Consider the following 19,383-nt stretch of genomic DNA (forward strand, 5'->3'; position numbering starts at 1 on the left):
GGCGCGGCGGTGTTAAGCGGAGATAGCCGAGTCGGCTCGCGCTTCAGTTCCTACCTGCGGCGAATGCATTTGATCGACACTTCGTCGAGCCTCGCACACTCATTTAAGTCCGGAATCTCGAAATAGTTGGGGCCGAAGCGGCACCGCTTCTACGTCGTCCCCGCGCTCGTGGCGCCTTCGACCGGCGGTAGCGGATTGTTGGTCGCGCGGGTGTGCCACACGTCCAGCACCGCCACCGTCACGGCGAGGATAGCCGGGCCGAGGACGATACCCGATGCGCCGAAAAGGGCCAACCCGCCGATAAACGACAGTAGCGCCGGCACCGGGTGCAAGCGCATCCGACCGCCTGCGAGCCACGTGTACAGCAGCGTGTCCACGAGGACGCTCGACCCGACGCCCCAAGCCACCAGCGCCACGGCGCCTCCCCAATGGTCCGTAAGCGCGAGATAAGCGGCAGCGGGTAGCCAGATGAGGAAGATGCCTGCGACCGGCAGCATACTCACCACGAATACCACCACGCCCCACAGAATCGGCGCGGGCAGACCCGTCGCCCAGAACAGCAGCGCGGCGTTCACGCCATTGATCGCACTGGTGACGAGCGAGGCGTACAGGTTCGCATGTACCGAGCCGCCGGCACGATCGAATACGCGGTCGGCTTCTTCGGGCGTAACCGGGAGCAATCGCCGGGCGGCGCGGAGAAAATGATCCCCGTCCCGGAGCGAGTAATAGAGGATGTAAATAGCGATGGCGAGTTGGAGCAGGATCGCGACCGATCCGCGTGCCAGCCACATGCCGTTGCCGAGGTATTCGCGGGCCGCCTTCTTCGCTTCCCCTTCTAGATTCACCTCGGGACGTTCGGCCCACGCAACCGCATCGCGCAACACCGGCGTAGCCAGAAGCCGCTCGCGAAGGGCACCTTGCACCGCCTCCTGTTGCGCCTGCTCGGTGGACGAACTCACCTCGCGTGCCACCTGTTGGGCGACGTACCCGCTCGGTATCGCGACCAAGAGAATCACCACGGCCGAGGCAACGACCGCAGCGCAAGTGCGATTCGCAGTTATCCTGTTCCGCAGCCACGAATTGAGCGGCCAAGCGATAATGGCCAGCGCGACTCCCCACGTGAGTGCCGGAAGGAACGGGACCGCTAGCGCGACGCTGAGCGCGAGCAGCAGCGCGGTCAGCGCCGCCAATGCGTACGGCCGCAACCGCTCACCGGTCGCCACCGGGCCTTCCTCGCGAACGAGTTGCTGTCCTGCTTTGTGTTCGGGCGCGACCGCGAGAGCAGAGGGCGGATGACTGTGACGCACCATTTGACTCCTCGTCAGCGGATTGTAGCCGATGATGCTCGGAGTGAAAGCAAATCAGGTGCCAGGAGCCGACTCGCACGCGCGACCATAAAACGCAAAAAAGCCCGACCGAATGGTCGGGCTTCGGGCGCAAGCAGCGGATGAGCTTACTTGTCGGACTTGTCCTTCTTGCCGCCGCCGCCGCGGAACTCGACGGAGGTCAGCTTCGATTCCTTGGCCTCGAACGTCACCTTGATGCCGACTTTACCGTCCTTGCCCTTGCGCTCAGCGGCCTTGGCCAGCGCCTTCAGATCCGAGTCCTTGGACTCGGTCTTGCCCTTGGTGGTGATCTTGGTGTCCTTGTCGACGGTGTACTCCTTGTCGTCGATCGTGACCTTCATTTTCTCAACGTCGACCTTGCTCACGAACCCTTCGGCAGCGATCACAATCCCGGCCGAGAGGCACAGGGACAGCGCGACCATCATCAACTTGCGCATGTGGGAACTCCTGAGGGGGTTTCTGACCGGCCACGGCGTTAGTCGCCGGGGTGCGATCACGATTGCGGCTACCCCACCGGGGGCAATCGTAAGTAACCCAACACACCACAGCAACTATCGGCTCGCCGATTCATCCTTTTCTCATCGACTTTCTAATCATGAGTGTCGGGGTCGTGAGAAGTGAGGCGAAGAATTCGATTTGGTCCGTTCACGTTGAAAATTGAATAGTTCTCCCAAGTCGCTTAATTTACCGTAGATACGTTAAACTCTGTTCACGTTGAAAAACCGAATTTGCCCTAAGCTGTCTAAGGCACTGTAGATACATTACTTAGCACAGTTCACCGGTCTGAAATGCTGCGGTTTTCAGCCCGGACAGGGTTGGAGCTCCAAACACTAAACCCAAACACGAGCAATGCTCGACTGGTTTCAGGTCGTCCCGGGCCGGCTGTACGTGGTCGCCACGCTGCTGCCACTCGCCGCGTTCGCGCTCCTACTCGTCACAGGCGCGTTGCGGGCGCTGTGCCGCCCGTTCCGCGACCAGAGCGGGTTCGCCGGCCGTCTGTATTGGCTGTACGGCGGCGATACGCCGCTCAAAACCGGCGCGCACCTCGCCACCCTCTTCATCGCCGGATCGGCAGCGCTCGCCATCGTCGGGCTGGTAAACGTTTTGACCGACTCTTCGGTCGGCGACCAGCGGGCCGCCCGCTGGTCCGAACGGACCGACTGGCTCCGCCTCGGGCCACTCGACTCCAGTCCCCCACCGGTTTGGGCTCGTCAGCACGCCGCCGACCCGCTGCTCCCCACACCCAAACCGGCACTCGCGCTCGAACTGGGCTACAAGATCGACGAGCTGACCGCGGTCGTGTTCGCGATGGTCACGGTGATTGGGACGCTGATCTTCGTGTTCTCGCTCGGCTACATGAAAGACGAATTGCAGGAGGGGGTAGCAGTCGACCTCCTCGCCGCGCCGCTTCCTAAAGGTCGGGACAGCAAAGGCACAGGGGAACTGCAACACGCAACCGATGCCCGTGACACGCATTCCCCCCCTGCCCTTCACGATGAGGGGGCCAGTGGGCCAAGTCTGCCTTCCACCCGCCGCGGTCGGTTCGGGCGGTTCTTCCTGTACTTGTCGCTGTTCAGCTTCTCGATGCTGAACCTCGTCATCGCGGACAACCTGTTCCAGGTGTTCGTCAGTTGGGAGCTGGTCGGGGTTTGCTCGTTTTTCCTCATCGGGTTCTACTACGAGCGCCCGAGTGCGAGCCGGGCGGCGACCAAGGCGTTCATCGTGAACCGGGTCGGCGACGCCGGGTTCCTGATCGGCATCCTGATCGCGTGGACGTATTTGGGCACCCTCAACTTCGACGAGATGGCACAGCGGGTGCGATCGCCTCAACATGGCGACCGCCTCACGCACACCGAGAGTCCCGAAGACGCCAACCGGTTCGTTCGAGTCGATCCCGTGGGACGATCCGGTGCTGATGCAAGCCAGCAGTACGCGCTCCCCCAGAACAGGACGCCGGGGTCACACCTCGCTTTGTTCCCGCTGGTTGAACCCGATCATTTCAACGGCACCCAACCGGGCAGCAACAATTGGACGGGCAAGGTGTCCGTGCCCGCGGTTGCGACTTATACCACATACGGCGTACTGCCGTATGGGCTGTTCGTTCTGATGGGAATCGGCATCTTCCTGGGCTGTGCGGGCAAAAGCGCGCAAGTGCCGCTCCAGACGTGGCTCCCCGACGCGATGGAAGGCCCCACGCCCGTGAGCGCGCTCATCCACGCGGCCACGATGGTCGCGGCGGGGGTGTACCTCGTCGGTCGGTGCTTTCCGCTCTTCGCCCCGGAGGTGCTGCTCACCGTCGCCTACATCGGCGCGGTGACTCTGTTCATCAGTGCCACAATCGCGCTGGTTCAGACGGATATTAAGCGGGTGCTGGCGTACTCGACGTGCAGCCAACTCGGTTTCATGATGCTCGCCCTCGGGCTCGGCGGGTGGGTCGCGGGGTTGCTGCACCTCATCACCCACGCGTTCTTTAAAGCTCTGCTGTTCCTCTGTTCGGGAAGCGTGATTCACGGGTGCCACCACGAACAGGACATTCGGAAAATGGGAGGGCTAAAGTCGAAGATGCCCGTTACCGCGTTCACGATGCTCGTCGGCGTGCTGGCGATCACGGGCGTACCGCTCCTGAGCGGTTGGTACAGCAAGGACATGATCCTCTCGACGGCACTCGGCTACGTCTCGCTCCACCCCGTTCACGCCCTCCTGTTCGTACTCCCGGCCCTGACCGCGGGGCTCACCGCGTACTACATGTTCCGGCTCTGGTTCCTGACCTTCACCGGAACGCCGCGGGGCACGCATCTGCACGACCACGCACACGAATCCCCGCGCGTGATGACGCTTCCGCTCGTTGTGCTCGCGGTGTTCAGCGTTGGGGTGGCGTGGGGTTGGCCAGTGTGGAGCGCCGAAGCGAGCTACCTCGGGTCCGTTCTGCATAAGGCCGAGCCGGCTGCGGTCCAAACGGACTTCGCCCCCGAGAAGTTGCAGGAACACAACCTCCACCTGTACGCGGGAGCCGTCGCCCTTGCGGTGGCCGTGGTCGGCGCGCTCCTCGCGTACCGGACCTTCTATCGAAGCACCCCCGCTCACGCGGCGCTGCACGCAACCGGCCCCGGTTGGTACCGATTCCTACTCAAGAAATGGTACTTCGACGAAGCCTACGACGCCGCTCTCGTCACCCCAACCCTCCGGCTGGCGCACACGGCTGCGCGGGTCGATAAGCGCCCGCCGGAATCGTCGCCAAACGGCTTTGATTTCTTCACCCTTGATGGGCTTCTGAACGCCATCGGACAATTGGCGGCGCGCCTTGGGTCGTTTTTGCGTGGCGTGCAGACCGGGTTCGTGCGGTCCTACGTCCTCGCGCTGGCCTTGACGGCCGCGCTGTTGTTAGGGATGCTCGCGGTTCTGGCGAAGTGAAAGGCCGGGTTTGACCGCAGAGGGCGCGAGAGGGCGCAGAGAAAAGGCAACAAGAATAAATCCGTGGCTGTCGTTGTTGTTTCTCTGCGCCCTCTCGCGCCCTCTGCGGTCAAACCCGGCCTTTCTGCTCTTCTTGAAGGCTAAGGAATGGCCGAGTCGGACCTGACGTGGCTGTCGCTCCTCGTGTTCTTGCCGGCCATGTGTGCGGCGGGTTTGCTCGTCCTGCCGTCGCGCTGGCCCGAACTGCTGCGCTGGTGGGCCACGTTCGGCTCGGCCGGCACGCTCGCGCTGTCGCTATGCGTCGTGGTGGGGTACTACAACCTGCTCGACCAGCACCTCGACGCCAACGGGATGCCGCGTCACTCGGTCCGCACCCGGCTCGACAGCCGGGCCGATAAGGCCGCCAGCGACGCGGCGCAGCCGATTCCCAAGAAGCTCGACCCCAATGACTGGATCGCCCGGCGGGCCTGGATCGCGCCGTTTAACGTGCAGTTCGCGCTGGGGGTGGACGGGCTGAGCCTGCCGCTCGTGGTACTCACCGCGCTGGTCACGCTCCTGGCGATCGTCGCGAGCTGGAAGATCGAAGACGGTGTGCGCGGGTACCTCGCCTTGCTGCTGCTGCTGGAGACCGGCGTGATCGGCGCGTTCCTCGCGCTGGACTTCTTCCTGTTTTACGTCTCCTACGAGTTGATGCTGCTCCCCATGTACGTCCTCATCGGGCTGTGGGGCGGCAACAACCGTAAGTACGCGGCGCTCAAGTTCGTGGTGTACACACTACTCGGCGGCGTGTGCCTCCTCGTCGCGATGATCGCCCTGTACTCGGTGAACGCGCGCGATTTTGTCGACCAGGCGGAAGTGAACCAGCGGGCGGCCGACGTTCAAAAAAAGCAACCGAACCTGAAACCCGCAGAAGCGGCGGAACAGGTCGAGGTTCACACGTTCGATTTCGTCACGCTCTCGAAAGTGGGCCGCGCGGTGTCGCTCGTGCTCAGCGGGCAGGAAGAACGGCTCGCCGTTAAAACGGCGACGGTCGAAGTGCCCGGCCCCTCCGATGAGGCCAAGCAGGTGCGCCTCTTTGCGCCCGGCGTGGACCGCGACGCCGCCCTGGCCCGGTTGAAGGCACAGCCCGTTTGCACCAAACGGTTCCAGTACCTCGTGTTCGTGCTGCTGTTCCTCGGGTTCGCGGTCAAGGTGCCGATCGTTCCGCTGCACTCGTGGCTGCCGGACGCGCACGTCGAGGCGCCGACGCCGGTCAGCATGATCCTGGCGGGCGTGCTGCTGAAGCTCGGCGGCTACGGGCTGGTGCGGGTCGCGTTTCCGGTGTGCCCGTGGGCCGCAGCGGAGCTGGCGTGGTGGATCGGGCTCATCGGGGTAATCGGAATCGCGTACGGCGCGCTGGTCGCGATGGGACAAACCGATTTCAAAAAACTGCTCGCGTATTCCAGCGTCAGCCACATGGGGTTCGTGGTGCTGGGGTTGGCGAGCTGGGGCTCCGCCGCCAACTCTCAATATTGGCAGTGGGGCGTGAGCGGCGCGATGTTCCAGATGGTCGCCCACGGGATCACCGCGTCGGCGCTGTTCTTTATCGTGGGCGTGGTGTACGACCGGGCGCACCACCGCGATCTGAACCGGTTCGGCGGCCTGAAGGAGCCGATGCCGTTCTACGCCGGGCTGAGCGCGATCCTGTTCTTCGCGTCGATGGGACTGCCCGGGCTGTGCGGGTTCGTGGGCGAGTTCTGTGTGTTCTTGGCCGCCTGGAACTTCTCCCCCGGCCTCGCGGTGCCGGCCGTGCTGAGCGTCGTCCTGACGGCTGCATATCTGCTCTGGACGTGGCAGCGGGTCTACCTGGGCACGAACCCCGCAACCAAAAACTTCCCCGAACTGACACCCCGCGAGGCGGTGTGCCTCGTGCCCTTCGTACTGCTCGCCATCGCGCTGGGCATTGCACCGAGCCTGTTGCTGTTCAACTGGATGGAGCCTAGCGTGGCGGGCTGGATCGAGAACCTGGCGCCGCTGAAACCGTAGGCCTGGGGTTTTCACCGCGGGCGATGACCCGCCACCCACGGCCCGCGTCTGGTCATCATCGCATTCGGCGCCCCGGGGTTTTCACCCCGGGCTATGACCCACGACCCCGTTGGGGTCAAAAAGACAACGATTCGCGCGGCTGTGCCCGGCTCTTCGCCCCCAACGGGGTCGTGGGCCATAGCCCGGGGTGAAAACCCCGGGGGTGAAAACCCCGGAATCACCGGGGGCGGCCCCGCGCTCCCGTCGCATCGGCGCTTGCCTCGCGCCGGTCGCGGGGTTACATTCTTCCCACATCGGGTCGCGTTTAGCTCGCTGCGTTGCAGCAGGACGATGTTGCGTCGTCCGGGCAAATACCATCACACGCGTCGCGGGGAGCGCTGTTCCAGCACCGCTATCGGTGCGCACCCCCGGGTTCCCGGGGATGTCTGGGACAAGCCCGCCGATCGTGCTTCATCCCCGGGAACCCGGGGGTGCGCACCGGCGGTGCCGTGAGCCCTCCGCGCCCCAGGTTGAGAAGTTGACGAGGCCCGATCACAACGGCTCGCCGGCGAACCCGGCGGGCCGTTCCTTTCCCGGAGTTGAAGCCGAACCGCGTGTGCGCAGCTCGGCGGCACTCCCCACAGGAGCCGCGATGACCGCCGACGAACCGAAAGCCAAGCTCAAGGGCCGGGTGAACCACTCGGTCGCCTTCTGGTGCTTCAACGCCCGCGGCGAGCAGTGGTCCGCCGAGAAGGTGTGCAGCGTCACGCGCGCCCTGGGCGGCAAGGCGGTCGAGCTGATCGACCCCTCGGAATGGCACCACCTCAAGAAGTACGACCTCGTGTGCGGGCTGGCGGCCAACGGGATGCCCGGCGCGCCGTTCATGCGCGGGTTCAACAACACGCAGTTCCACGACGAGGTGATCACGACCACCTCGAAGACCATCGACCAGTGTGCCGACGCGAAGTTCCCGAACGTGATCGCGTTCACCGGGTACAAGTGGGTCAACCCGGACGACCCGAAGTCCGGCACCATCGCCCCCGATGAGGCGTTCGACAACTGCGTTGCGGGGCTCAAGAAGCTGGCGCAATACGCGGAGAAGAAGGGCGTAACGGTGTGCCTGGAGCACCTCAACACGCGCGACGACACGGACCCGATGAAGGGGCACCCGGGGTACGGCGGCGACGACCTCGAGTTCGTCGCGAGCATCGTGAAGACGGTGGGCAGCCCGCGCGTGAAGCTGCTGTTCGACTTCTACCACGTGCAGCTCATGCACGGCGACCTGATCCGCCGCGTCGAGCAGCACAAGGAGCTGATCGGCCACGTTCACACCGCGGGCGCGCCGGGCCGGGGCGAACTCGACGAGAACCAGGAGATCAACTACCCCGCGGTGCTCCGGAAGCTCGTGTCCACGGGCTACACCGGGTTCGTCGGTCACGAGTTCATCCCCACCCGCGACCCGCTGGCCGGGCTGAAGCAGGCGATTGAGACCTGCGACGTGTGACCGGCCCCCGGGAATAATTCGGCCCCTGCGGCGTCGAGTGAGGTAGCAACCGGCCGGGCGCCCAGTCCGGGCGCCCGCCGGTTCGCGAGTCGAACCCGCTTCGGGTTCCGGCGGACCTCGGCATGGAATGGTGCTGCGGACTGGCGGCCGTCGTGACCGTCATTGCCGTCCTCGGTCACGGCGCTTGGCTGGTCGCAGTAACGGTTCTGAATGCCCTCTTCGGAACCCGTCCGCGCGCCGACGAACACCGTTCGTTCCGCTACTGCCCGGGGTGCCGCGCCGCCCTCTCGCCCGCCGACCGCTACTGCCCTCAATGTGACCTCGACTTCGACAGCCGACGTGCGGCGGATTTGCACCGGGTGCGTGTCGCCGAGCGGGAAGTTCAAGCGCTGATCGACAGTGAGGCCCTGGACGCCGCCGCCGGTCGTGCCGTTCTGAATCAACTCAACGCCCGCGCCCGGAGCCTTCAAGGCCTTCCCGCAACACCCCCGCCCCCCACCCGACCCCGTCCGGCTCGTCCCGTCGTTGCGAATCCGCCCGAACCGGTCGTGTCGGTCGGCGCCGTCAAACCGCTTTCCCAGGCCGACCCGGTTCCGCCTGAACCGCCTTTACGCGTACCCGTCGCACCGAAACCGCCGGAACCGCGCCGTGCGGAGCCGTCCAAGGAGCCCGCACAACGGTTGCCGGGGTTCCTCGAAGCGCACAACATCCTTTGGGGCGAGTTGGTCGGTGGGTTGCTCATCGTTGGTTGTTCGATCGCGCTGGTGGTCACACTCCGGCAAACGCTCGAAGCGATCCCGTACTTCCAGTTTTTGCTGTCCGCGGCGGTGACGCTCGGGCTGTTCGGCGCGGGCCAGTACACGCTGCACCGGTGGAAGCTGCGCGGCACCAGCCGCGGGATGCTCGTTATCGCTCTGCTGCTCGCCCCGCTCACCCTCCTGTTACTCGCGGCGCCGTTCACCGAAGGCGCGCACTGGGCCGTCGATCTGGCGGTGAAAGCGCTGGCACTGGCGACGTTTGTAGGAGTGGTGCGTACCGGCGGGCGGGACCTCATCGGGACCCAGCACCTGCCCGGGCCGGTGGACCGCCGCTGGCTGCTGTCGCTCGCGGTGGTCGGCGCCGCCGGGACACAGCTTCTTCCCGCCAACCTCGTGTCACCGTGGCTCCCGCTGGCGTGCTTCGCGGTCGCGTGCGGGGCGATACTCGGCGGGCTGTCGTGGTACGGCCCCCGGCGTCGCGACGAACCGGTTTCGGACCGGAGCGGCACGGCGGTACTGATGTTCGTCGGGTTGGCCGCGTTCGCGCTGGCGGCGGCATGGGGGCTGTACGCCGTGCGCGACGCCCTGGGCGACGCCGTACGACTTGCCGCACGGCTCGCCGATCTCGCGGTTCCGTTGGCCCTGGCGGGCATTCCGGTGACCGAATCCGGGATACTGGTGCTGAGCCGGGTCGCGTCCGGCGGGCTCCGCGCCGCGGGAACCGCGGTGGCGCTCGCGGGGTTCGGCGCGGTCACGACCGCGCTGGCGCTCGCGTGGCCGGACCCGCTCGCACTTCTGCTCATCTCGGGTGTGGCCGGCGCGCACCTGACACGCGTCGCGTTCCGCGAGCACCTCTCCTGGGTCCAGGCCGGCGCGATCCCGCTGTTGGCCCTGGCGGCGGTGCTTGGGTACCACGGCCTCGCCGGTAACTGGACCAACCCAGCCGGACTGATCGTGGCGTTTGAGGCGCCCGCGAGCGGAGCGGTTCTCGCGGGGTTCGCGCTGGCGCTCGGGTTACTCGCCGAGGTGCTGGCGCGGCGCGGGTCACACCAGACCCGGAGTTACGCGGCCGGCGGACTGTGCGTCGGGGCGCTTGGACTGCTGATCGTGAGCTGGAACGGTCCGGATCACCCCGTGACCGCGGCAGTCGTTCACGGCGCGGTCGCACTCGGGCTGCTCGCGAGCAACTACCGGTGGGAGCGCCGGGCGGTCGCGTCCGCGGGGTTATGGGTCGCGCTGGTCGGTACCCTCTGGGCGCTGTGGGCGCAGGCGCCGCGCCAGCCCGACCAGTGGGGGTTTGTCCTTGCAGCCGAGGCGGCGTTTCTTGCCCTCGCCTCCGTGGCGATCCGGAACGCGCACCGCACTGCGACCGCCCTGCTCCGCCGCGCCGGGCGGGATGTGGCGTTCGGGGCGAGTGTGTTAGCCCCTGTGTTCGCAATCAGTTCACTGGCACCCGATTCCACGTGGCACACCGGAACGCTGTTCGCGCTCGCGCTCGCCTTCGTCGCGCTCGCGCGTTTGACCGGGGGGCCGTATTTCACCTGGGCCGGTTCGTTGGTGGCCCTGTTCGGGTGCCTGCACCTCGGTGTCTTCACCTGGGGCGCAAAACCGGTATTGCTGTCGATCGAAACGGTCGTCCTCGCGCACGGCACCTTCATGACCGCTACGGCGGTGCTGTGCCGCCGACAGGCCCGTGTGTTCGGCGACCCGTTCCGCTGGTCCGCGCGGCTCTCAACGGCTCTTGCGGTACCGCTACTGCTCCCGTGGGTGGGTGGCTACGCGGGCACGTTCGCGGTGCTCGCGGTGTGGCTCGGGCTCCTGTGGCTCAGCTTCTCGTTGTTGTGGCGCGAGCGCGGCGGATTCTCGGCGTTCCAGGCCGCGGTCACACTCGCGGGGCTGCTTACGGCTCTGGGGTGGGCCGAGCGCCAGGAATGGTGGGCCGGAACGGCTTCCCTTTCTGATGCGCGTGTGCTGTGTGCGTTCGGGTACGCTCTCGGGCTGCTGGCCCTCGGCTGGTCGCTCGCGCGGCGCGCCGTTCGGCCGGTGCCTCGGGCCCGTGAGTTGTGGTGCGACGACCCGCTGTCGCTGGAGCGGTTCGTACTCGGTGCGACCGTACTCGGGTTTTTGTTAATCACGGCAGCGGCGACGGCGCCCGGGATAGCAGCGGAATTACGCCCGCTGGCTTGGCGTCTCGACAGGCTGGCGGTACCCGCGCACGCTTTCGACCAGACAACGTTCGGCTTACTGTCCCTGCTCGCAACGGCGGTCGTGGTGTCGTGGCGGCTGTCAACACTCGAACGCGACACCGATGGACACGCGATCGGCCTCGCACTGGTCGCGCTCGCGGCCCCTGTGGTCTGGGCCGGGACGTTCGCCCCCGAGGTCGCGACGGCGTCGGCCTTGCGGTGGGGGCTCGCCGGCGCGTTCCTCACGGGGACGGGACTGGTGGCTCTGCGGATGTCTGCACGGCGCGCGGCAGAAGCGCTGGGTTTCATCGTGCGCCCCTCACCGCACTTGCACCTGGTCCTGCTCGCGGCGCTCGCGACGGCGGCCGGCGTGGTTGTGGTACTCTCCGGGCTCGTTGCCGAACTCGGCTTGAAGCGGTTGGAACCCGGCGGGCCGCTCGGCACCTCCGCGTTCGCCCAGATGGGCGCGCTCACGTCGAACCTCGTGCCGCTCGCGCTGGTCGTGGCCGGGCTGGCGGTCAGCGCGGCCCGCGAGCGCTCGGCGGGCTATGCGCTCGCCGGCGGGGTGGTGTTCGTTGCTACCCTTACCGCCGGATACGCGTTGAGCGTCGTACTCCGCGGGAACCCTCTGAACGATACGGAATGGGTTCACCTCGCGCTCGTGCTCGCCAGTAGCGCGGCGGTGTGGGCGATGGGCTGGCTGTCGGTCGAGCGCCGCGTGCCGGGGGGAACTCCGCTCACCGTGCAGGTGCTGATCGGATTCGGGGCACTTCTTGCGGTGTGCTTCGGGCCAGGAACGCGCACCTTCACGCGCCCGGACTTACCTCTGGCCGTTGCCGTCGAGCCCCTGGGTGTATTCGGCTGGGGTGCGCTCGTGCTGGTTGCCGGCGCGGGCGTGTGGCACGCACGCCGTAAACAACGGGAAGCTGTTTCACTGATCCTGGCGTTCTCCGGGTTGCTCGCGGGCGTCCTGGCCGCCTCGGCGGCGCGCCGCTGGGACGAGCCCGGCCGGTGGCTGTCGTTCCACGTGATGGCGCTCGCGTGGCTTGGTGTGAGTGGGGCTTTCCTCGCGACGATCAAGCACGTCAAACTCGGAGCGTGGTGGCTCACCTGCTTCGCGGCGCTGCTCGTGCTGTGTGCGATACACGCAGGCGAGTTGGACCCGTGGCGCCCGTGGCTGCCGGCCGGGCTGGCGATCGGAGCGGCGGTCGCGCTGGGAGCGGTCGCGCTACACACTCGAGCGCTTGCGTTCGCGTACACCTCTGGGTTGGCGATGAACCTGGCCGCGCTCCTCGTGTGGGTCGCGGAGGGACCCAGAACCGTGTCCGGGTTCTTCCTCACAAACGCGACGGGCTTTGGTGTCGCGGTCGCTGTGTGGGGCGTTGTTCGTGCCCGAAAGCGCGCGGCGAACGATTCGGCCCCCTGGCTGGAACCACTCGACGGGGCACTCGTCCCGGCGCTCGCGTTCCTTCTCGCTGGTCTCGCGCCCACATTCACCGGAGGCGGGTCCGATCCTGCCGGTTTGAAGTGGGGAGCGGTGGGAGCTATTGTCGTGGCGTGCGCGGTGGGGCTCTGGGACGCGCGTGCGCGGTTCGCCCGGCCGGCGCTGTTCGCGGCCGGCACGCTCGCGGTACTGCTCACCGTGTGCGACTTGGAGCCGCAAATCGTTAGTGAGTGGGCGCCGCGACCGGTATGGAGCATCCCGGTAACCGCTCTGGCGCTCTCAGCATACGCACTCGGTGTCTCGTGCTTGCGCCTCGGGTCCGCCCGATTCGTCGAGTCGATTCTCCGGTTACCACAGTCGCCTCCGGCGCAGTGGCCCGCGCTCGGGCTGTCGCTGCTCGCCACGGTTACGGTCGCGTTTGGGATACATAGCGGACTTACCTCGGCGGAATTGCTGTCCCGGTGTGCGAACTCGGGCGCCGCAGCGCTTCTGGCGATCAGCTTCGCGGTGCTAGCCCGTACCTACGCTGGTGAAGTCGGGAATGGACTCCGCACGACGGCCGCGGCCCTCGTGGTGTGGTGCCTCGCGGCGCTCGGGTGGGCGGTGCCGGGCCCAACAACCCCGCACGTTTGGCTGCACCGGAACGCGTGGCTGTTCGTCGCACTGGTGATCGCCGCCGTGGGCGGGAGCGTGGCGGTACCGCGTGTGAGCGAACACTGGCGCCGGGTGGCGCGCATCGTCGGAGGATGGGCCGCTGTCGCGGCGCTCGTCGTGCTGGGCATCAACCTCGTGCAGCAGGTGCCGGTGTTTGATCCCGTCAAAGGCCGCACGCCACTTTCGCACGAGGCCGCCCTCGCGATACTGGCCGCGGTCGCAGTTTTGACGGCCCTCGCCCTCCGCTTTGCACTGAAACCAGACCGTGACCCGTTCGAGCTGCGTCCGACGCGCCGCACCGCATACGTGTACATCGCGGAATTGCTGGTCGTATTGTTCTTTTTGCAGATCCGATTCAACGTGCCGGGGCTGTTCCGGGGGGAGCTTGCGAAGATCTGGACGTTTGTGGTGATGGCGCTCGCCTACGCGGGCATCGGGCTGGCCGAGTTCTTTGAGCGGAGAAAGGTCGAGGTGCTCGCGCTGCCACTCCGCCGCACCGGCGCGCTGCTCCCACTGGTGCCGCTGCTCGCGTTCTGGGCAAAGCCGCCGGCCCCGGTCTCCGAATTCGCACGCGACACCGCTCCGGGACTGGAGCCGATCCTCGGTTACCTAGAAAAGCTCCCGCAGCACTTCGACACCTACGCGTGGCTGTGGTTCCTCGCGGGCGGCGTTTACGGGTTGGTGGCGCTCTCGAAGCGGTCGTTCGGGTGGGCGCTGCTCGCGGCCCTGGCGACCAACGCGGCGTTGTGGGCGGCTCTCACACACGGCGACGTACCGTTCTTCGTCCACCCGCAGGCGTGGGTGATCCCGCTCGCGCTGATCCTCCTGGTGTCCGAACACATCAACCGGCACCGGCTCTCGCCCGAAGCGTCCAACACGATGCGGTACACCGGCGTGGCGATGATCTACGTCGCCTCGGCGGCGGACATGTTCATCGCGGGCGTGGGCGAGTCCAGGTGGTTGCCAGTGGTCCTCGCGGCGCTGTGCGTGCTCGGGGTGCTGGCCGGCGTGCTGCTCCGGGTGCGTGCGTTCATCTACCTCGGGGCCGGGTTCCTTCTGCTCGATGTGTTCGCGATGATCTGGCACGCGGCGGTGAACTTGCAACAGACGTGGGTGTGGTACGCGTCGGGCATCGTGCTCGGTGTGGCGGTGCTGGCGCTGTTCACGTACCTGGAGAAGCGCCGCGGGCACGTCGAGCCGGAGCCGACCGAACGCGAGTGAAGTCGGGCACTCGGCCGCAGCGCACGGGTGTTTGGCGCTGCGGGCTGGTCATCGCGTTACCACGACCACATGATTGGCTCGGGGCGCCAGTCGCGGTAAATTGGGAACCCGCACAACAACTGTTGTTCAGGCGGGCCGTGCTGTGGCCGAACGTGTGCCGTCGGTGTCAACGGATCAGGTCGCGGCGCTGGTCGAGTTGGCGCGCGCCGGGAGCCTGCGCACCGCGGCCATCGGGCTGCACCTCACCGAGCAGGGGTTGCGCAACCGGCTCGTCGCGCTCGAAACGGCCCTCAAGGTGCCGCTCTACCACAAGCAGCGCGGGCCGCGTCGGCGGTCACCGCTCACACCGCAAGGGGAACTGTTCCTGCCCCATGCGGTCACGTTCCTCGAAGCCGCCCGGCGGTTCGGTGAACGCGCCGGCGACGCCCCCCAAGAGATTCACGTCGCGGCCACACAATACCTGACGATGTACGCGATGCTCGACGCAGTCCGCTGGTTCCACCGCGCGTTCCCGGCGACCCGCGTGCGCCTCAGCGCCCGCACCGAGCGCGACATTGAGGACGCGTTGCTGCGCGATCCGGACCTCGCGTTCGGGGTCGCGGCGCCTTACGAAGGTGCCGTCGGGATCGAGTACCGGCACCTCTTTTCGCTCGAATGGGGGCTGATCGCACCGCCCGCCCACCCGCTGCTCAAGAAGCGCGCGCTGACCTTGGCCGACGTGAAAGATGTGCCGCTGATCGTGTTCGAGCGCGGCTCGACCGGCCGACAGCATGTGCTGAATGCGTTTCACAAGCTGGGGCTGAGCCCGCGCATCGACATGGAAGCGACGACTACGGGGATCGTTGTGAAGATGGTCGAGGCGGGATTGGGCGTGTCACTCGTGCCGCTGATGCCGAACGGCTCGGTGACCCGTGGGGTAAAGGTCGGGGTGCGCAAACTGCCCGGTAAAATCGACCCGATTCACTCCGGTGTGCTGATTCGCCGCGGCGAAACGCTGAGCGCCACCGCGGAGGCGTTCATCAAGTTCCTGGAGCCCGCGGACGCGTTCGGCGGTGCCCCCCTTTCTCACCCGGACGATGGCGCGAGACGAGTCGAGCCGCACGACTGAACTCGCGAAACCATCTGACGGTCGATCCGCACAGCATTGGCGTGTCAAAAATCGTTCCCGCCGATGACCTCGCCGCCCGCCCGCGTCGCGAGCCCACGCCACACGGCGATCGGGATCGAGTCGCGCACGAACCGAACACTTCCGTCCGCCAGCGCGACGTTAACTCCGCCGGTGAACGGGCTGCGCGACGAGAACCACCCCTGTCCGTGTCCGGCCACGTCGGGAGTGGAACTGTTCGGTGTGAGGGCGGCGTTGAACCCGTTCGTATACGGCTGCCCCCAGATCCACGACCCGCCCCGGTTCCCGGTCCAACTCGTGGCGGCCGTCGCGTCCGCGGTCGTGAGTGCCGGGTTCAGCCCGCCCGGTGCCGTTCCCACGGGGCTGCGCCCGGCGCTGGCATTCGCGTACAAGCGCCGCCGCTGCTCCGGTGTCAGTGTCGCGTACACCGTGCCGGTAACGCTCGCGTTCGTGCCGCGAAGGATGTCGGCCAGCATGAGCGTGTTCGAGGTGCCGTCGGTAACGTCCGTGAGGCGCACCCGTGACCCGGACCAGAACAGCCCGTCCGACGGAAACCGCAGGTCGATGCCGTTGCTCCGCGCGGGGTTGTTTACGGTATCGTTCGCATCCAGCCCGGACCCGATGTTGACCGCGTAATTGGTGCCCGCGTGGGGCGCGCCGCCGGACATGGCGTAAACGGGGTCCTGGCCGTCAGCGGGGTTCAGAAACGTCTTCACCGGTGTCACGGCGGTGGACGCGAGGGCGGCGTTGAACGTACCGAACGGCGCGCTGCCGAAGAACAACTGCTGGGTGTTCGGGTCGAACATTCGCCCCAGCGGCTCTTGCTCGATGTAGGGCAGCACAAAGGCGTGTACCGAGTAGCCGTATGACGCCACCGACAATCCGGTCGGGGCCGGTTGATACCCGGGGAGCCGCTCATTCGCACTGTGGAAGTTGTGGCACGCGAGCGCGAGCTGCTTCAGGTTGTTTTGGTCGCTCATGCGCGCCGCAGCCTCGCGCACCTTCTGGACGGCGGGGAGCAGCAGGCCGATCAGAATCGCGATGATCGCGATCACCACCAGCAGCTCAATCAGCGTGAATGCGGCGCGCAACGGAGAACGAACCGGGATAGAAGTCACGGCGGGTACCCTCGACAAGCAGCAAATGGACAACTCGAACGAGATGATAAATAGTTATACTTGGTATTTCAAGGATTCAGTTCGTGAAACTCATAACTCGAGGCGCGCGGGGGCGGAACCGGCCCACGCGGGCCGGTTGCGGTGACGAGCATAACGAGGTCGGTCAAATGGGGCGGACGAGTTGCGCGAACACTTCTGCGAGAAACGCCGTGACGAACGCCTCGATGCCCGGCGACGTGCGCTCCGAGTTGCCGGCCACGTTTAGCACGTGTGGGTCGTGGTGCCCGAGCCATTCGACGACGGTTGCGATCGTTTCGCCCCCGCCGGGTGTGACATCAAGGTGGGGGCGGCCGTACCGCTCGATCATTTTGAGCGTGAGCACTTCGCCAGGCGACGCCCAGTCGGTCGCGAAGCGAAGGGTGGCGTCGGACTCTTTCACGTTGAGCGCGGTGCGCGGCGGGTATCGAGGGCTCTCGTGCTCGCGGAGCCCGTAAAGTGAGGCAAACTCGGGGCGCTCGCCGTCATGGGCCAGGAAGCCCTTCGGCATCCACCCCCCGGTCGCAAGGCCGGCGGCCTTTGCGGCTACGAGTGCGGCCCGGTCCGCACCGGTCTGTCCGCCCGAAATCACGCGCACCAGCCTCATTACGCCTCCGTATACGTTGCCACAAACGAATTTCACACTACCACGTTTCAGGCCGTTCAGCGGAGAATGATAGCCGGACGCCCCGCCCGAACGGAAACCGAGATGCGCTCCCACCCTCGCCGTCCTGCGTTCACCCTGATCGAGTTGCTGGTGGTGATCGCGATCGTTGCGGTCCTCATCGCGCTGCTTCTACCCGCCGTCCAAAAGGTGCGTGAGGCCGCGGCGCGCATCAAGTGCGCCAACAACATGAAGCAGATCGGATTGGCCGTACACCATTACGCGCTGGACCACGACGACCGGTTGCCCCCAACCGGTCGGGACGGCGTGTACTGGGGGCCGTTTGACGACCGCGTGGGCTACGCCGAACGGCCGCTTCCGGATTACAACCCGACCCGCGCGATGCTGTGGCCGTATCTGGAAGGCAACGCGCATGTTTTTCGGTGCCCGAAAGGGTCCGACGCACTTCTCGGCAGCCCGACCTTCGGCCAACCGCTACAGCTCAGCTACGCGCTCAACAGCGTGATCGGTGGCCCGGCCGGCCAGCGGTTAACGGATGTCGCCAACGGGAATGGCACCAGTCAGGTGCTGTACGTATGGGAGCACTGCCGGTCGCCGCAGTGCGCGACCAACGGAATCTTACCGGCCGGGTCGGCTCCGGGGCTTCCCTGGCCGCCTGACGACGCCGACTGGATCAACCATTACCCCGAGAACCGCCATACGGGGGTGTTCGGGGTGCTCTTTTGTGACGGGCACGTCGTAGCGATGCGGCGCACCGAGTTGGCAGTCGCAATGTACTACGTGCGTTGATGGCCCTGGTCGTTTGGCAGCGGTTATGCGGCCGGTATCGCCACGGGCGCACGTCCGACCAGTGAGAAGTTGACAAACCTAAACCGACCGTAGGCGCGCGGTTGGAGATGAGCCGGTCACGGACAGGACGGGCAAGCACAACGACACAGGCACCATTTCGCCACACAATCACTTTGATTCACGAACCGAACGCTAGCCCCGGAGGTTCTTTGCTTCGTCCACGTCCACGGTAGCGTGGTTGTTGTAAAAGTTCAGGATGATGGCCAGCGCCACCGCCGCTTCGGCCGCCGCGAGGACGACGACCAAAAGCGCGAACACCTGACCTTCAAGTCGGAAACCAGGTTTGAATCGCGCGAAGGCGACGAGGTTCACGTTCGCCGCGTTCAGGATCAGTTCGACGCCCATCAGGACACCGATCGCGTTCCGCTTCGTAGTCACACACACCACCCCGCACGCGAACAGGAACGCGGAGAGCAGCAGGAACGGCGTCAGCCCGAGTTCGTTCATACCTGGGTCCGCTTCCTCTTCGCGCGGGCGAGGTAGGCGGCGCCGACCAGCACCACCAGCAGGTGAACCGACACGATCTCGAACGGCAGCAGGTAAGCAGTTGGAGTTCGCGCCACCGCGCCGGTCGGCGTCCCGCTCGCGGCCCCATTCGGGGGGGTGTCGGTGGCGCCCATGAAGCTCATCCCGAGCGCCCCAGGGCCGGGCGGCGGGGCTTCGTCCGCTGGCGGCGAGCCGAGTTGCAACGAGACGACCGCCAGGAGCGCGAACAGCGCGACGCCGAGCGCCCCGCCGACGAACCACTCAGCGCGCCGAGTCCGTAGTCCGCGGAGCGGACCGTGCGCGGTCAGCATCACCCCGAACACGACCAGCACCAGCGTGCCGCCGACGTACACGATGAGCTGCGCGGCGCCCGCGAACTCGGCGCCGAGCAAGAAGTAGATCAGTGAGACGCCGACCAGCGTGAACAGCAGCCACACCGCCATGCGCACCACGTCGCGCGCGGCCACAACACCAAGTGCGGAAACGCAGGTGGCGGTGCCGACCACGGCGAACAAAATAACCGGTAGCGACATCGGGCGGACAGTTGGGAGAGGGCCTCTTGCTCGCGCTGCAAGAATAGGGATAAGCCGCCGCGCGCCCGCTCGCAAGGATATT

At 66.4% G+C, this 19,383-nt stretch carries 12 protein-coding genes; 6 read left to right on the top strand and 6 right to left on the bottom strand.

Features of this window, described 5'->3' with window-relative positions:
* Positions 1 to 149: 149 nt before the first annotated feature.
* Positions 150 to 1,223: an AI-2E family transporter gene (locus R5W23_RS12445; RefSeq protein ID WP_320686598.1), complete on the bottom strand. Its 1,074-nt coding sequence runs from the start codon at positions 1,221 to 1,223 to the stop codon at positions 150 to 152.
* Positions 1,224 to 1,453: 230 nt separating this feature from the next.
* Entirely contained in the window at positions 1,454 to 1,783 is a 330-nt protein-coding gene (locus tag R5W23_RS12450; RefSeq protein WP_320686599.1) for a hypothetical protein, read from the bottom strand.
* A 412-nt stretch (positions 1,784 to 2,195) separates the two neighbouring features.
* Here R5W23_RS12450 and R5W23_RS12455 point away from each other — a divergent pair, with 412 nt between their 5' ends.
* The 5 genes from R5W23_RS12455 (at position 2,196) to R5W23_RS12475 (ending at position 15,636) form a co-directional block, all read left to right on the top strand.
* Positions 2,196 to 4,757 carry an NADH-quinone oxidoreductase subunit L gene (locus R5W23_RS12455; protein WP_320686600.1) on the top strand — a complete coding sequence of 854 codons (2,562 nt, stop codon included), beginning with the start codon at positions 2,196 to 2,198 and terminating at the stop codon, positions 4,755 to 4,757.
* Between the two features lie 147 nt (positions 4,758 to 4,904).
* Positions 4,905 to 6,782, top strand: a complete 1,878-nt coding sequence (locus tag R5W23_RS12460) for a complex I subunit 4 family protein (RefSeq protein ID WP_320686601.1) — start codon at positions 4,905 to 4,907, stop codon at positions 6,780 to 6,782.
* 631 nt (positions 6,783 to 7,413) lie between these two features.
* Positions 7,414 to 8,265, top strand: a complete 852-nt coding sequence (locus tag R5W23_RS12465) for a TIM barrel protein (protein WP_320686602.1) — start codon at positions 7,414 to 7,416, stop codon at positions 8,263 to 8,265.
* Positions 8,266 to 8,387: 122 nt separating this feature from the next.
* On the top strand, positions 8,388 to 14,528 hold the full coding sequence (locus R5W23_RS12470) for a hypothetical protein (RefSeq protein WP_320686603.1): 6,141 nt from the start codon (positions 8,388 to 8,390) through the stop codon (positions 14,526 to 14,528).
* 163 nt (positions 14,529 to 14,691) lie between these two features.
* Positions 14,692 to 15,636 carry a LysR family transcriptional regulator gene (locus tag R5W23_RS12475; protein WP_320686604.1) on the top strand — a complete coding sequence of 315 codons (945 nt, stop codon included), beginning with the start codon at positions 14,692 to 14,694 and terminating at the stop codon, positions 15,634 to 15,636.
* Between the two features lie 44 nt (positions 15,637 to 15,680).
* Here R5W23_RS12475 and R5W23_RS12480 read toward each other — a convergent pair whose 3' ends face one another.
* Positions 15,681 to 16,745 (bottom strand): DUF1559 domain-containing protein, encoded by a 1,065-nt coding sequence (locus tag R5W23_RS12480; RefSeq protein WP_320686605.1) that lies wholly within the window; start codon positions 16,743 to 16,745, stop codon positions 15,681 to 15,683.
* 190 nt (positions 16,746 to 16,935) lie between these two features.
* Positions 16,936 to 17,415 (bottom strand): YpsA SLOG family protein, encoded by a 480-nt coding sequence (locus R5W23_RS12485; RefSeq protein WP_320686606.1) that lies wholly within the window; start codon positions 17,413 to 17,415, stop codon positions 16,936 to 16,938.
* A 102-nt stretch (positions 17,416 to 17,517) separates the two neighbouring features.
* On the opposite strand from R5W23_RS12485, the gene R5W23_RS12490 reads away from it, so the two are divergent.
* Positions 17,518 to 18,222 (top strand): DUF1559 family PulG-like putative transporter, encoded by a 705-nt coding sequence (locus R5W23_RS12490; RefSeq protein WP_320686607.1) that lies wholly within the window; start codon positions 17,518 to 17,520, stop codon positions 18,220 to 18,222.
* A gap of 192 nt (positions 18,223 to 18,414) precedes the next feature.
* Here the strand turns inward: R5W23_RS12490 and nuoK are convergent, their stop codons facing one another.
* Positions 18,415 to 18,729 carry an NADH-quinone oxidoreductase subunit NuoK gene (gene nuoK, locus R5W23_RS12495; RefSeq protein ID WP_320686608.1) on the bottom strand — a complete coding sequence of 105 codons (315 nt, stop codon included), beginning with the start codon at positions 18,727 to 18,729 and terminating at the stop codon, positions 18,415 to 18,417.
* Entirely contained in the window at positions 18,726 to 19,301 is a 576-nt protein-coding gene (locus R5W23_RS12500) for an NADH-quinone oxidoreductase subunit J family protein (protein WP_320686609.1), read from the bottom strand. Before R5W23_RS12500 ends, nuoK begins: the two co-directional genes overlap by 4 nt.
* Positions 19,302 to 19,383: the final 82 nt, after the last annotated feature.

Source organism: Gemmata algarum (assembly GCF_034097035.1).
Classification (GTDB): Bacteria; Planctomycetota; Planctomycetia; order Gemmatales; family Gemmataceae; genus Gemmata; species Gemmata algarum.